The sequence below is a fragment of the Solwaraspora sp. WMMA2065 genome, assembly GCF_030345075.1.
Taxonomy (GTDB): Bacteria; Actinomycetota; Actinomycetes; order Mycobacteriales; family Micromonosporaceae; genus Micromonospora_E.
On the sequence record NZ_CP128361.1, the window covers coordinates 1,650,788 to 1,664,963 of the forward strand.

14 protein-coding genes are annotated in these 14,176 nt (G+C 68.6%); 6 read left to right on the top strand and 8 right to left on the bottom strand.

Annotated features, from left to right (window positions below; genetic code table 11):
• Positions 1-54: 54 nt before the first annotated feature.
• A complete protein-coding gene (locus O7610_RS07710) occupies positions 55-1,005 on the bottom strand; it encodes a hypothetical protein (protein WP_289212904.1) in 951 nt (316 codons plus the stop codon).
• A 264-nt stretch (positions 1,006-1,269) separates the two neighbouring features.
• On the opposite strand from O7610_RS07710, the gene O7610_RS07715 reads away from it, so the two are divergent.
• The gene (locus tag O7610_RS07715; RefSeq protein ID WP_289212905.1) at positions 1,270-2,697 is read left to right on the top strand and encodes an Nramp family divalent metal transporter; all 1,428 of its coding nucleotides are present in this window, start codon (positions 1,270-1,272) and stop codon (positions 2,695-2,697) included.
• Between the two features lie 968 nt (positions 2,698-3,665).
• Here O7610_RS07715 and O7610_RS07720 read toward each other — a convergent pair.
• Entirely contained in the window at positions 3,666-3,872 is a 207-nt protein-coding gene (locus O7610_RS07720) for a hypothetical protein (RefSeq protein ID WP_289212906.1), read from the bottom strand.
• A gap of 172 nt (positions 3,873-4,044) precedes the next feature.
• Here O7610_RS07720 and O7610_RS07725 point away from each other — a divergent pair, with 172 nt between their 5' ends.
• Entirely contained in the window at positions 4,045-5,424 is a 1,380-nt protein-coding gene (locus O7610_RS07725; RefSeq protein ID WP_289212907.1) for a helix-turn-helix domain-containing protein, read from the top strand.
• Between the two features lie 593 nt (positions 5,425-6,017).
• Here O7610_RS07725 and tnpC (O7610_RS07730) read toward each other — a convergent pair.
• Positions 6,018-7,673: an IS66 family transposase gene (gene tnpC, locus O7610_RS07730; protein WP_289212436.1), complete on the bottom strand. Its 1,656-nt coding sequence runs from the start codon at positions 7,671-7,673 to the stop codon at positions 6,018-6,020.
• Positions 7,674-7,841: 168 nt separating this feature from the next.
• On the opposite strand from tnpC (O7610_RS07730), the gene O7610_RS07735 reads away from it, so the two are divergent.
• The gene (locus O7610_RS07735; protein WP_289212908.1) at positions 7,842-8,462 is read left to right on the top strand and encodes a transposase family protein; all 621 of its coding nucleotides are present in this window, start codon (positions 7,842-7,844) and stop codon (positions 8,460-8,462) included.
• An 8-nt stretch (positions 8,463-8,470) separates the two neighbouring features.
• Here the strand turns inward: O7610_RS07735 and O7610_RS07740 are convergent, their stop codons facing one another.
• The 5 genes from O7610_RS07740 to O7610_RS07760 form a co-directional block, all read right to left on the bottom strand.
• Positions 8,471-8,857: a hypothetical protein gene (locus O7610_RS07740; RefSeq protein ID WP_289212909.1), complete on the bottom strand. Its 387-nt coding sequence runs from the start codon at positions 8,855-8,857 to the stop codon at positions 8,471-8,473.
• Between the two features lie 2 nt (positions 8,858-8,859).
• A complete protein-coding gene (locus O7610_RS07745) occupies positions 8,860-9,180 on the bottom strand; it encodes a hypothetical protein (RefSeq protein ID WP_289212910.1) in 321 nt (106 codons plus the stop codon).
• A complete protein-coding gene (locus O7610_RS07750; protein ID WP_289213582.1) occupies positions 9,095-10,318 on the bottom strand; it encodes an RNA-guided endonuclease InsQ/TnpB family protein in 1,224 nt (407 codons plus the stop codon). Before O7610_RS07750 ends, O7610_RS07745 begins: the two co-directional genes overlap by 86 nt.
• 3 nt (positions 10,319-10,321) lie before the next feature.
• A complete protein-coding gene (locus O7610_RS07755; RefSeq protein ID WP_289212911.1) occupies positions 10,322-10,456 on the bottom strand; it encodes a helix-turn-helix domain-containing protein in 135 nt (44 codons plus the stop codon).
• 124 nt (positions 10,457-10,580) lie between these two features.
• Complete coding sequence (locus O7610_RS07760; RefSeq protein ID WP_289212912.1) at positions 10,581-10,850, bottom strand: hypothetical protein; 270 nt, start codon at positions 10,848-10,850, stop codon at positions 10,581-10,583.
• Positions 10,851-11,303: 453 nt separating this feature from the next.
• On the opposite strand from O7610_RS07760, the gene tnpC (O7610_RS07765) reads away from it, so the two are divergent.
• From tnpC (O7610_RS07765) to O7610_RS07775, 3 genes are all read left to right on the top strand, one after another.
• Positions 11,304-12,800 (top strand): IS66 family transposase, encoded by a 1,497-nt coding sequence (gene tnpC, locus O7610_RS07765; RefSeq protein WP_281550504.1) that lies wholly within the window; start codon positions 11,304-11,306, stop codon positions 12,798-12,800.
• 116 nt (positions 12,801-12,916) lie between these two features.
• The gene (locus tag O7610_RS07770; RefSeq protein WP_289212913.1) at positions 12,917-13,261 is read left to right on the top strand and encodes a helix-turn-helix domain-containing protein; all 345 of its coding nucleotides are present in this window, start codon (positions 12,917-12,919) and stop codon (positions 13,259-13,261) included.
• Positions 13,262-13,339: 78 nt separating this feature from the next.
• Complete coding sequence (locus O7610_RS07775; protein ID WP_281551645.1) at positions 13,340-14,173, top strand: transposase family protein; 834 nt, start codon at positions 13,340-13,342, stop codon at positions 14,171-14,173.
• The last annotated feature ends 3 nt before the right edge of the window (positions 14,174-14,176 follow it).

Consider the following 14,176-nt stretch of genomic DNA (forward strand, 5'->3'; position numbering starts at 1 on the left):
CCCCTGCTGCTGCCTGCCATGTCGTCACTCCCTATTCAAGGACGTCTGTCCGCGCTACCGCATGTCAAGGTTGATGCCTTCGTAGTAGGCCACGGCAATCGGCGTGGCGCTGGCAAAGTCGGTCCCGCCGTACCAGCGTGTCCCGTCGGGGCAGTGGCACTCGACCTTGACCTGCTGGCCACCGACGACTCGCGCACGAGCTGCGTTCTTCCCCCCGTCGAACTCACCTACCCCCATCACGTCCCTGGTAGCGCTGTTGTAGAACACGACCCGCCCCGCCTGGCCAGTCGGCAAGCTGCTGACCTGGACTCCGAAGGCAGCTCCCCTGAACTGCAGCGTGCGGAACGTGTACCGGTCGGCCGAGCCGCCGACGACCGCGGGAACCGTCTCGGCAAGAAGTCGATTGCCAACCTGCCCGCTCCACAGTGCCCAGTCGAGCTGCGGCCGGAACAACAACGGCCACTCGTACGGCCCGACCCAGTCGATGTCGAACGTCCCGTCGACGTCAACCGGCACGGATCGCGGCTCCTGGTGCACGTCGAGCTCCGGCTGCGCGATGGAGATCAGCCCTGCGGGGTCCCCAGCCCAGTGGTCGACCACGCCGCTAATCGTGGCGCGCGGATCCAGCAGGATCTGTGCGACCCGTTTCGTCTCGCCAGCGGCGAGGGTGACCCGCCGGGCGTCCTGCTGCCTGCCGGTGCCGCCGTCCGGGCCTACCCACTGGGCACCGTACGGGCTGTCCAGCTTCGGCAGGGCGAACAGGTTGTACTGCCCCGGCCCCGGCACGTCGACGGTCACCCGACCACCACCGCCGCTGCGGGCCGGGCACGCGTTCGGCAGGCTGAACGTCGGCACCGGCATGGCCAGCACGCAGACGCCCTTGACCGGCTCGCCGGTGGCCCGGTCGAACACCCGGGTGGTGATGGCGGCACCAACGTCGGCTGGCACCGCCGCCGCGCCGCTGGTCATCACCACTGCCAGCGCTACCCCGGCCGCAACCGACAACAGCCGCCGAGTGTGGCCGGAGCGGACACCCGACCGGGCATCCGGAAACCACTGCCTACTGCTCGTCACTGCCCACCTGCCAATCCTTCCTGCACGTCGAGTAATCAAAGGCCTACCACGCGCATGGATGATCGTCGGGGACGTCGAGGGCCCGGACAGCCGGCGTGTCGACGAGTGTCCGTCATCCAGGTGTCGCCGGCCGGTGCGTGGGTAGGTCCGGAGAGGTCCGACCCTCCGCTCGAACACGACCCAGGGAAACTCACCGTGCCGACCGCCTTCCTTCTGCGCCAACAGCCCACCCCCGTCCCGGCCGGCCGGGGCCAGCTCCGGTGGTACGGGCCCGGCTTGCTGTGGATGGTGTCGTCGGTGGGTTCCGGCTCGGTGCTGTTCACCCCCCGGATCGGCGCGCGGTACGGCTACGAACTGCTGTGGCTGGCGCTGATCGTGACCGTTCTCATGTGGATCATGATCCGGGAGGCTGGCCGGTACAGCGTGGCCACCGGCCGCACCCTGCTCGACGGCTTCCGCGACGTACCGGGGCCGGCCAACTGGGCGATCTGGGTGATCTTCGTGCCGCAGATCGTCGCCGGGGTGGTCACCATCGCCGGTATCGCCGCCCTGGTCGGCAGTGCGCTCATGGTGGCGCTGCCCGGCGGACAGGCGGTCTACGCCAGCGCCGTCATCCTCGGCTCCGGGGCACTGGTGCTGGCCGGCCGTTACCGGGGCGTGGAACGGATCACCGCGGTGATGGCCCTGGTCCTGGTCGGCGCGGCCCTCACCGCGGCGGCCAGCACGGTCAGCGGCGACATCGCGACGGGCCTGGTGCCGGGCGCGCCGGACGACCTCGACCTGTACTTCGTGCTGCCCTGGGTCGGATTCATCCTGGCCGGCGCCGTCGGCATCATGTGGTTCTCCTACTGGGTGGCGGCGCGTGGCTTCGGCGGGCCGACAGGCCCGTCCTCGTCGACGGATCAGACTGATGCCGGGGCCCGCGACGATGTGCCTTCGGACGGGCAGGCCGGCCGCGACGAGCGGATCGAGCGGGTACGCGGCTGGACCCGGACGATGAGCCGGACCGCCGCGCTCGGCGTCGCCGGCGGTGGACTGGTCATCGTCTCCTTTCTGGTGCTGGGCGCCGAACTGCTCGCCCCGCAGGGGCGGGTACCCGACGGGGTCGACGTCGCCCGCGACCTGACCGCGCTGCTCGGCGACCTGTGGGGCACCTTCGGTGAGGTGCTGCTGCTGACCTGTGTGGTGGTTGCTCTCTGGGGCACCATCTTCGCCAACCAGGACGGCTGGGCGCGCACGTACGCTGACGCCACCAGACTGATCACCGCCGGCCGATCCGACGACGAGCCGGCTGATGACGGCGAACATACCGGCAGGCTGGCCCGTCTGATCCGCCACCCACGGGCGGTCTACCTGACCTATGTCGCGGTCGCCATGACTCTCGCCCCGCTGGTGCTGTTCCTGCTGGTCCGCAACCCGGTCGAGATCCTGTCGGTCGGCGGTATCATCGCCGCCGCGCACACCCCCGTCGTGGTCGGCCTCACCCTGTACGTCAACCGCCGGCTCCCCGCACCGGTACGGCCGTCGTGGACCAGCCAGGTGGCGCTCGGCACCGCCGGGTTGTTCTTCGGCGCCTTCGCCGTCGTCTACCTGCTGAGCCTGGTCGGAGTCCGGATCGGTTGACCCGGTCCGGCACCGACTCACAGGATCAGGTTCAACCAGTCCCGGTGACGGACCCGTACCGAGGCGGCCGTCGCGAAGTCCGAACCGCCGTACCAGCGGTCGCCACCCGTACAGCGGCACCGGATCTTCACGTGCTGCCCGCCGCTGACCCGCAATAAATCCCCAGGTGGCGTCGTCGCCGATCGCCACCGACCCGACATGCTCGCCGGATCCGGAGTTGTACAGGACCAGTTGCCGGCCGGCGCTCGTCGGCTCGTCGGCTCGTCGGCTCGTCGAGGATGTGAACGGTCAACTCGCCGCCGTGCCGCAGCCGGTAGGTCGCCGGGTCCGGGGTGCCGACGACCGCCGGGACGAGGTCGGCCTGGGCACGCCCGGCGACACCGACCACACCGCGGCGGGCCCCGGACTGGACCCGGGTGCCGCCGTCCGGTCCAACCCACTGCGCGCCGTACGGGCTGCCCGGAGCCGGCAACGCGAAGAGGTGGTAGGAGCCGGCCCTGCTACATCGATGGACACCCGGCCGGTACGGCCGCTGTTCGGCCGGCACTGCGCTGGAATGCTGAACACCCTGACCGGGGTCGCGAACACGCATACGCCAGCTACCCGGGCACCAGTGTTGCGGTCGCGCACCCACGTATCGATCCTGGCGGTCTCGGCACTGGCCGGGGCGGCTGCCGTCATGGACACCTGTCAACCTCATCGACCTGCCAGGGACGGCTCCGCTCGCTACATCCCCACTACGCTCAGACTTCGGTCATGCGCCGTTCGTGTCGTCCTCGCTCCGGAGATGGGCCCCGATCTCGGGCTCATGGTCGCCCCCAGCTCCGCAAGGCCATCCCACCGGCTGCTGCCGAAAAATGATCGCTTTCCGTACCGAGAGCGACGGAATGCGCATCGACCACGCGGACCGTTTCCGCCCACCGGGCAGCCCAGCAATCACCATCAGTGGTGGATCTATGACGCCCGGCTCATCCTTGACGGAGGTACTCGGCGGCGAGGCCGGCCAGCGCGGCGACTATCCCGCCGATCGCGCTCACCGCAGCCGATCGCCCGGAGCCACCGGCCACGAGCATGATGACGACAATCGCCACGACGCCGAACAGGCCCACGCCAAGTGTCCGATTGACGACAGCGACCCGGCGAAGGCCAGGTCGACCTTGATCCGACTGGTCCATTGTCTTCGCTCCTCACCCACCGTCCGGCGCCATCACCGCCGCCCTTCCAGGACAGCAGCGACCAGGTAGCGCCGACACGCCCCGTTACCGGATACGCAAGCGCTTTGCACGCGCTGGCACGTCCGTTGCACAGTGGAGGCAATACCGAGCGTGACCATGGTGGGAGACTGCGATGAGCGGCGACCGCCGGTGGGCTGGCCTTCCCGAGACACGTCGGGCGGCGGCAGCCGGCGACTACGGCAACCTGATCCGGCTGGCCCGCACGGCCGCCCGGCTGACCCTCGCGGAGGCCGGAAGACGCTGCGGCTACTCCGCGGCGAGCCTGTCGCGGATAGAACGCGGCCGCCAGCGCCTGACTGACGTGTCCGCCCTACGACGGCTCGCCGACGTGTTCGACATTCCACCGGAGCTGTTCGGCTTGACCAACTCTGGCACATCGGCCAGCCACCACGGGTCCACTTCGATCGTTAGGCTTCCCGGTAGCCGATCCTGGCCGCAGACGGGAGAGGACGTGATCCGACGGCGCGCGGTACTGAGCGGTCTGGCGGGGCTCGCCGGTGCGGCCATCCCCACGGGCCCAGGCTCTGCCGGCCACGCCACTGCCCGCCCGCCGCAGCTGGCGGCCGGACTGTCGGGCCTGCTCCTCGGCGCGGAGCCGAGCACCACCCCACCTGTCGGCCCGGTCGAGCTGCGCACCACGCTGGCCGCCGCGTCGGCGGACCTTCAGGCGTGTCGGTACGCGCGACTCGCCACCCGCCTACCGCAGCTGGTCACCGGCGCGGCGACGGTCACCGCGAACGCCGCCGATGACCGACGATGTGCCGCCACCGCCCTGGCGACCCGGGCATACCACCTCACCGCACAGGTGCTGATCAAGCTGCACGAGGACGGCATGTCCTGGTCGATCATGGACCGGGCTGGTCAGACGGCGCGAGCCTGCGGGGACCCGCTGCTGCAGGCCGAACATGCCCGGATCACCGCGATCGTGCTCCGCCGGACCCTACACCGCGACACCGCCCAGAAGGTCGTGCTCACCGGCGCGGCGACGCTCGACACCGCCACCGGGCTGCGGCAACGCGATGACGTCACCGCGTACGGGCGGCTCCTCGCCACCGCCGCCTACACGGCCGCACTCGGCGACCAGCGGGAAACCGCTCTGGATCTACTCGCCGAGGCGGACGAGGCCACCCGGCGAGCGGACCTGAAGGCCGCCTTCGGCAGCGTCGATGTCGCGTTGTACCGGATCGGAGTCTGCCGAGCGCTGGGTGACTTCGGCGCAGCGGTCGAATGCGCCCGCACCATCACCCCGCAGCAGTTGGGCACCGTGGAGCGTCGGGCCCGCTACTGGCAGGACACCGCGCTGGCGTTGCACGGCCGAGGCGCGGACACCGAGGCGTACCGGGCGTTGCTCGCCGCCGAGCAGACCGCGCCGCAGGAGGTCCGCTACCGGCCGTGGGCTCAGCGGTTGACCGTCGACCTGCTGGCGAGCGACCGCCACCGGTCTCTTCCGGACCTGCGCGCCTTCGCCACCCGCATCGGGGCCGACGCGTAATCCGATCCGCCCGAGCAAACGTCCCACCGTAGTGTCGCGTCGATGACGCGCAGTGGTCCAACAACAGCTGTTGCCGTGGCTCAGCGGGTGACGCGGCACCATCCAGGTCGAACCGGTAGTGCAGGTCCGCTGAGCCACCCGGGAAGTCCCCGCCAGATGCTGCACCACGTCGACACGGGCGTCTCCAATGCGGTGAGCGCTGACAAATCCGTGGTGTAGGTGTACTCGGAGGCTTATTCAGCAGGGTCCAGTAACCCACAGTGGACCCCCCGATGAATGAGACGGCCCGCCCTCCCATAGGATGGAGTTTCCACACAACAACCAAAGAAAGCGGACCGCCGAGCATGTATCATACCACCGGCTTCACGACCGATCAGATTCGCGACCTCTGCGTGCTGGTCCGCGCCGAATGCCGGAACCTGGGCATGGAACCGTGGCCCCCGGTCCTCGGCCTCTACCGTGCCCTCGTGGTCGCGTTGACCGTAAGTAGTCCCAAGTCTCGTGGGGTTGGGCGACGCGGTTTGTGGGCATGCTGATGGTCGGCGTGGCCGGGTGTGGCGTCGCCGTCGCCGTCGCGGTGGTCGGTGTGGGTGTCAGCCGGTCGGGGGTGGCTGGGCCCAGGTGTGCAGGTCGGCGGGGGACGCGGTCCAGGGCAGGAATCGTTGGAGGTCGGGGCCGGTCAGGGGTCTGCCGCCGTTGCGACCGCAGGCGTCGAGGTAGGCGGTGAGGTAGGTCAGGACGTTGAGGCCGGCCTGTTCGGCGGTGGCGGTGACGGTCCAGACGGTCGCGGCGAGGCGCGCGGCGTCGTCGGTGCGGGAGCCGTAGGCGTTCTTGCGGGTGATGACGGGCCGTCGCAGTGCCCGCTCGGACGTGTTGTTGTCCAGGCTGATCATCGGGTAGTCGCGGTGCGCGGTCAGGCCGTCCCACTCGCGGTCCAGGGTGGCCAGGGCCTTCTTCGCGGGTTGTTGCAGGCCGGGGCTGGCCATCTGGGCCTGCCGGGCGGTGTCGATCGCCTGCAGGGCGGTGTCCCAGGCGGTGTACGCGTCGTCCAGCCGGGTCGCCGCCGTCCCTGCGGCGGCCGTGGATGCGTTCCACGCGTCGGTCAGCTCGTCGTGGGCGTGGTACAGGGCCTTGATCCGGTCCAGCCAGTCTCGGGTCCAACACGCCAGTTGGGTCGGGTTCGCGTCCCCGGCGCGCACGAAGTACCGGCGGACATGGGCCCAGCAGTACAGGTTGGTCAGGCCGTCGGTCCTACGCCCGGCCGAGGCGTAGACGGTGTAGAAGTCGCTGGAGACGACCAGCCGCCGTGGCCCACCATCAGCGTGCGGGGTCAGCTGTCCGGTGGCGGTGTCGATCCCGGCGTGGCGGGCCAGAACAGCGCCGGCGCGGGTCGGGTCCATCACGAAACAGGTGGTGTCCGCGCCGATGAACACCCACAGCCACCAGCGGGCCGGCCCGTCACCACCATCGGGGGTGAACACGTGCCACGACGTCTCGTCGGCGTGCGGATGCCACGAATCACGGGACCGGGCGACAATCCGCTCCTCCAACGGCGCCAGCAACGTCCCGGCGGCCGCGCAGGTCCCGACCAACGTCGAGGAGCTGACCTCGGCGCCCTGGCGTGCCAGCCCGGCGATCAGGGAGTTCCGGGAGCGCCCGGCCACGAACCGTTCGACCAGCAGCATCGCGATGAACCCGTTACTGAACCGGCCCTTGCCGACCGCTTTCGGCGGGCCCGGCGCGGTCACCGTCCTCGCCCCGGCACACCGGCACCGCCGCCGGTACCGGCGCCGACGGTGCACCACCACCCGCACCGTCACCCGCCAATCGACCTGCTCGAAGGCGTGATCGTCGAACGCCTCGAACCGCGACGAACAGTCCGGGCAGCAGTACCCGCCCCCGGCGAAGTCCCACACCACCTCCACCCGCGGCAGATGCGAGTAATCCCTGCGACCGGCCCGCCCTCCCGGCCCCCGCCGCGGTGCCCTCTCCCGCTCACGCTCGCCAGGCTCACCGCCATACCCACCCTGGCCGTCACCGTCGCCCGCCGTCGGCTGCGGCCGAACCCGCTCCGACGAACGCCCGAACACCAACCGCTGCAACACCGCCAACTCCGCCGACACCCGCTCCAACTCGGCCTCACGCCGCACATCACGTTCCCGCAACCGCTCGTTCTCCACCCGCAGCGCCGCGTTCTCCTCCCGCAACTGCCCGGCCAACCGCTCCCACCGCTCGTTGGCCTCCACCACCCGAGCCAGCGCAGACCTCAACCCCGCGTCAGCATCCGCCTCCACCGAAGCACCAACCGAGACCGTCACGGCCGCAAATCAACACCACCACGGCTGCCGGAGCACGCACCAACTGTCCGACTACACAAAGTCACCCACGGGAACTGGGACTACTTACCGTTGACCTACATGCGTCGTAACCGTGTCCAAGCGGAGATCGCCGAGGCGCACGGCGTCTCCCAGTCGACGATCTCACGGGCGGTCACCGCCATCACCCCGGTCCTCGACCGCGTGCTGGCGGGGTTCGTGCCGACCGCCGACGAGCTCGACCCGACCGCCCAGTACATCGTCGACGGCACTCTGTTCCCCTGCTGGTCATGGCGCACGGACCGCTGTCTGTACTCCGGCAAGCACAAGACCACGGGCATGAGCGTCCAGGTCGCCTGTACCCTCGACGGCGCGCTCGCCTGGGTCTCCGATCCCGTCACCGGCAACCACCACGACTCGTACGCGATCAACGACACCGGTGTTCTCGTCAGCCTGAATCCCGGAGACTGGATCGGCGACAAGGGCTACGTCGGCAACGGCATGATCACTCCGTACAAGAAGCCCAAGGGCGGCGAGCTCACAGAGTGGCAGAAGGAATACAACAGGCAGGTCAACAAGATCCGCTGGGTCGTCGAACAGGTCATCGCAAACCTGAAGACCTGGAGAATCCTGCACACCGACTACCGCAGACCGCTCGCGACCTTCACGGAAACGATCTCCTGTGTCATCGGGCTGCACTTCTACAGGATCGCCTGTGAATAGACCTCTCGCTAACCCCATTGATCAGCCATGACGCCGGCCCCGCTGGTGAACAGTTCGTTGGCGTACCGGCCACCGGGTGGCCCGGTGCGTTCCGTGGGCGGGAAGGCCGCGTCCAGCTCGTCCATGGCCAGGCTGAACCAGTCGACGGAGTCCTCGACCCGGACCTGTGCACTGCTGGCGGCCACGGTCCGGGCGGAAACGGAACGCAGTTCGACGTCGAGTGTCACAGCGTCGGGTCGCAGCAGCTGGCGCAGCGACACCACCGCTGCCCGCGTACGGTCGAGTGCGGCCTCGAGCCGGTGCAGGTGACCCGCCATGAGCTCGGCGCGTTGATACGGATCGTCGGTCGCGATGAAGTCGGTGCCGGCACCGCGCCGGCCGTGCCGGCTTCTCACTGCTACGGGTCGGTCCCGTTGCCGGCGCGCGGGGCTTCCCGCACCCCGGGGTGGGTCAACGACCGTTTGTAGACGGCGATCGCCACCATCCGGCCGTCGCGTCCACCGCCGACGATCGTGGCGAGGATGCCGATCACCGGCGACTCGTCGCTGTCGTGGCCGTACCGGATGTCGGAGACTCGCACCCGCATCGAGCAGTCGCCGTACACCCAGTCGGCTTTGCCCAGGTGCAGCGTCTCACCGACCCGCAGCGGCTGGCAGACATCGTCGTCGTCCTTCCCGTGCGGGTAGCCGTCCGGCATCAGCCCGGACAGCTGCAGCACCGCCCGCACCCGGCGGGCCTTGCCCGGGTCCCACCGGTCGAGGTTGACTTCCTCCCCGCCCTGAAGGAACGGGGATTCCCTGGGTCGCCCCAGGGGGTTCCTGCTTCACCGACGACCGCCCCGTCCGAGAGGAGGACTCCCGGTGAGGTCTCACACCGCCTCCACAGGCAATCACGGAGAGCCCCTCCGCGAGAATGTTCCGGGCCGCGTTCACGTCCCGGTCGTGGGCCTGCCCGCACCGGCAGGTCCACGACCGGACCGCCAACGGCAGGTGTTCAGCCAGTACGCCACACGCGGAGCACAGTCGGGTCGACGGGAACCAGCGGTCCACGACCACCAGATCCCGGCCGTACCAGTCGGTTCTGTACCCCAGCATGCTGCGGAACTGCCGCCAGGCCGCGTCGGAGACGGCGCGGGCCAGGCTGTGGTTGGCCATCATGTTGCGGACGGTCAGGTCCTCGATCACGATCGTCTGGGTTTCACGAACGAGCCGGGTGGTCAACTTGTGCAGGTGGTCGCGGCGGCGGTCGGCGATCCGGGCGTGGATGCGGGCCACCGCCAGCCGGGCCTTGGCCCGGTTCGCGGAGCCTTTGGCCTTGCGTGCGAGGTTCCGCTGGGCGCGGGCCAGCCGCCGCCGGTCACGGCGTTCATGTCTCGGGTTGGGGATCTTCTCCCCGGTGGAGAGAGTGAACAGGCTGTCGAGGCCGGCGTCGACCCCCACCACAGCGGCGGTGGTGGCCGGGGCCGGGTCGATCCGGTCGTCGCAGAGCAGGGAGACGAACCAGCGGCCCGCCGGGTCCTGCGACACGGTCACCGTCGACGGCGCCGCGCCCTGCGGGAGCGGTCGGGACCAGACGATGTCCAACGGTTCGGTCATCTTCGCGAGGGTGAGCCGGCCGTCGCGCCAGCGGAACGCGCTGGCGGTGTACTCCGCCGACCGCCGCGACCTCTTCCTCGACTTGAACGTCGGGTACCGGGCCCGTTTGGCGAAGAAGTTGGCGAACGCGGTCTGCAGGTGCCGCAACGCCTGCTGCAGAGGGACGCAGGAGACGTCGTTGAGGAACGCCAGTTCGTCGGTCTTCTTCCACCCGGTGAGCATCGCCGACGTGGCGTTGTAGGTGACCCGTTCCCGACGCAGGGTTCACGCCTCGGTGCGGGCGGCCAGCGCCTTGTTGTAGACCAGCCGGACACAGCCGAACGTCCGGGCGAGCTCGGTGGCCTGCCCGGGGGTGGGGTGGAAGCGGTACCTGAACGCCCGCTTCACGGTCCTGGACACAGTCGACAGTCTAGCGATTCGGTCGTGAGCCGTGGGGTCGCGTGTGGGGTGGACGCCGGTCCGCCCCGGCGGCGGATCGGCTTTCCCTGCCCTGCTCCGCAGGAGTTCCGTTTCCTCCCCGGCCTCAAGGCCGGAGTATCCACGGAAGGACTCTGATGACCAGCGACCGCAGCATCGGCCGGCACGGCGCGGCGACGTCACAGGTGCGGCATTCGCCGAGCCGCGCCGACGGCAGATGCTCGGCGATGTCGAGCCGCGCCTGGCGCACCGCCTGCGCCACGACGGTGTCACCGGGGTCAAGCGCGGCGTCGATCGCACTGGCCGGGGCGGGGTCGACCGCGCGGGCGGCGGTCAGCCGGCGCGTCCCGCCGATCCCGTCATTCCTGTACACCACCAGGATCCTCCTTGGATAGCCGAATCAGTTGCGACATCCCACCCTGGACTCCGATTCACGGTTAGCGGAACCCGAGCGGTGACCCCGTGCACGCCGGGAGTCCCATGACGCGGACCTCGACCACCGCGAGGGGAACTGAGGGATGCGAAAGCCTTGCAGCGTCAAGTGTCCATCTGATAGATGCTCGAAGATCAATCACTCAACCTGATCTTGCAGTTATCCGCAGGACCGAGATCCATGCTGGACGCCTTTGCATTCGTCAAGGAAGATGGTTGGCGACTTCACGCAACGGGGACGCCTTTCGGCGATGCCTCCGCCGCGTGGGCACGAGGGAATCCGAGGGATGCGAGGGTAAACATTCAGGTGGTGCGCGAAGAGTGACGGTCAGCGCGGGTTGAGTGACGGGGTTCGACCGGCTCGACGCCGTTCTGTCCGTTGTGGTTTGATCTTGGCGTGTCGGTGTCGGAGGATCTGTCTCGTGAAGAGTTGATCTCGCTGGCACGGACGCAGGACGCTCGGATTGCTGAGCAGGACGCGCAGATCGCGGAGTTGACGGCGGCGTACGAGGCGCTCGCGGTGCGGCTGGCGCGGGTCGAGCATCTGTTGTCGCGGAACTCGTCGAACTCGTCGTCTCCGCCGTCGAAGGATGATGATCCGGGGCGTACGCCACCTGCGGCGAGGAAGAAGCGGGACACCCCGGCGGGTACGCGGGGTAGGCAGCGGGGTGCGCCGGGGTCGAACCTGGCCTGGTCGGATGCTCCTGATCAGCGGCGGGACCGGTTCCCCGAGGGTAGTTGCGGGTGCGGCGCGGAGTTGGTGGACGCGCGGGATCTGGGTGTGGTGGACCGGTATCAGCAGGTCGAGGTTCCGTTGATGACCGCGACGCTGACCCAGTACGACCAGCATGCGGTGCGGTGTGGGTGCGGGAAGCTGCACACCGCGGCCCGGCCGGAAGGCGCGGGGGCCGGTCCGGTGGGGTACGGCCCGAACCTGCAGGCGTGGGCGGTCTATCTGATGGTCGTGCATTTCATCCCGGTGCAGCGGTGTGTACAGATGCTTCGGTCGCTGACCGGTGCGACACCGTCGCCGGGGTTCGTGCACGGCGTGCTGACCCGGGTCGCGGCGCTGACCAGCGAGGTCGACAAACGGATCCGCATGTTGATCACCCTGGCGTACGCGGTGTGCTGTGACGAGACGCCGCTGCGGGTCGGGCCAAAGAAACCGAGGCCGGGCCGGAAGAAGGCCGAGAAGTACCTGCTCGTGGCGTGTACCGAGTTGTGGACTCACTACCAGGTCGGTGACCGGGACCTGGCCACGTTCACGGCGTTCGTGGTCAAGGACCTGACCGGCTCGGTGGTCGTGCACGACCGGTACCGGAACTACGACTCGGCCGAGTTGGGCACGCTGGTCCACCAACTGTGTTGCGCTCACCTGTTACGTGATCTTGACGGTGCGGCCGAGGTGTACCCCGACGCGGTCTGGCCGAAGCAGATCTCCGACGCGCTGCGCGCGCTGATCCACGAGACGAACACGGCCCGTGAGCAGAACCGGCCGGGCATCGACCCCACAGTGAAGGCCGAGTTGCTGTACCGGCTGCACCACGGCGTGCTGGTCGGACTGTCCGACACCAGCACCATCGGCAACCGGCCGGGTGAGCGTAAAGCCCGCCTGCTGTTGGAAGTCTTCCGGGACCGACGTGCCGACGTGCTGCGCTTCGTTGACGACCTGTTGGTGCCGCCGACGTCGAACCAGGCCGAACGGGACCTGCGACCGGCGAAGATCCAGCAGAAGATCTCCGGGCGGCTCACCAGCGAGCAACGCACCAAGGATCGGTACAAGATCCTCGGCTACGTCTCCAGCGCGGCGAAGAACGGCCTCGACAAAATGGCCGTCCTGCGCGACGCCATCCTCGGACGACCCTGGATGCCGAACCTACCCGCACCCACCTGACCCCCACCCCACCCAGGTCAACATCAGCCGGCGGCCACCAACCAACCGGCCATCACGCTATGCCACCACGCGGAATCCCAGCGCGCACCACCTGAATGTTTGCATGCGAGGGGCTTGTGAGCGGCAGCGAGTATCTGATATCGGAGCTACGGCGGGTGCGCGAGTCGATGGGCCTCACCCAGGAGTCCTGGGGTGAGCGCGTCCACTTCTCGGCAAAGCACGTCGGCTCGATCGAGCGCGGCGAACGCCCCGCCCTGCCCAACTACCTGGGCATGGTCGACAAGGTGTTCGGCACCGCCTTCATGAAGTTCTACCGCGAGTTCGTCATCGGCGAACACGCCCCCGTGTGGCTACGGCCGTTCATCGAACACGAGCAGCAGGCCAGCTTGCTCCGTGTCTTCCAACCACTCGCAGTCCCTGGCCTACTGCAAACCGAGGCGTACGCGAGAACCATCATCTGAGGTGCCCCGAGGATTCCGGACAGGGAGCCAATAAGGAGGCTTATTCAGCAGGGCCCAGTAACCCACAGTGGACCCCCGATGAATGAGACGGCCCGCCCTCCCATAGGATGGAGTTTCCACACAACAACCAAAGAAAGCGGACCGCCGAGCATGTATCATACCACCGGCTTCACGACCGATCAGATCCGCGACCTCTGCGTGCTGGTCCGCGCCGAATGCCGGAACCTGGGCATGGAACCGTGGCCCCCGGTCCTCGGCCTCTACCGTGCCCTCGTGGTCGCGTTGACCTACATGCGTCGTAACCGTGTCCAAGCGGAGATCGCCGAGGCGCACGGCGTCTCCCAGTCGACGATCTCACGGGCGGTCACCGCCATCACCCCGGTCCTCGACCGCGTGCTGGCGGGGTTCGTGCCGACCGCCGACGAGCTCGACCCGACCGCCCAGTACATCGTCGACGGCACTCTGTTCCCCTGCTGGTCATGGCGCACGGACCGCTGTCTGTACTCCGGCAAGCACAAGACCACGGGCATGAGCGTCCAGGTCGCCTGTACCCTCGACGGCGCGCTCGCCTGGGTCTCCGATCCCGTCACCGGCAACCACCACGACTCGTACGCGATCAACGACACCGGTGTTCTCGTCAGCCTGAATCCCGGAGACTGGATCGGCGACAAGGGCTACGTCGGCAACGGCATGATCACTCCGTACAAGAAGCCCAAGGGCGGCGAGCTCACAGAGTGGCAGAAGGAATACAACAGGCAGGTCAACAAGATCCGCTGGGTCGTCGAACAGGTCATCGCAAACCTGAAGACCTGGAGAATCCTGCACACCGACTACCGCAGACCGCTCGCGACCTTCACGGAAACGATCTCCTGTGTCATCGGGCTGCACTTCTACAGGATTGCCTGTGAATAGACC

Excerpts from the sequence above, each read along its gene's own strand:
- O7610_RS07775 (WP_281551645.1), top strand. The coding sequence starts at position 13,340 with ATGAATGAGACGGCCCGCCCTCCCATAGGATGGAGTTTCCACACAACA.
- O7610_RS07725 (WP_289212907.1), top strand. The coding sequence starts at position 4,045 with ATGAGCGGCGACCGCCGGTGGGCTGGCCTTCCCGAGACACGTCGGGCG.
- O7610_RS07735 (WP_289212908.1), top strand. The coding sequence starts at position 7,842 with ATGCGTCGTAACCGTGTCCAAGCGGAGATCGCCGAGGCGCACGGCGTC.
- O7610_RS07720 (WP_289212906.1), bottom strand. The coding sequence starts at position 3,872 with ATGGACCAGTCGGATCAAGGTCGACCTGGCCTTCGCCGGGTCGCTGTC.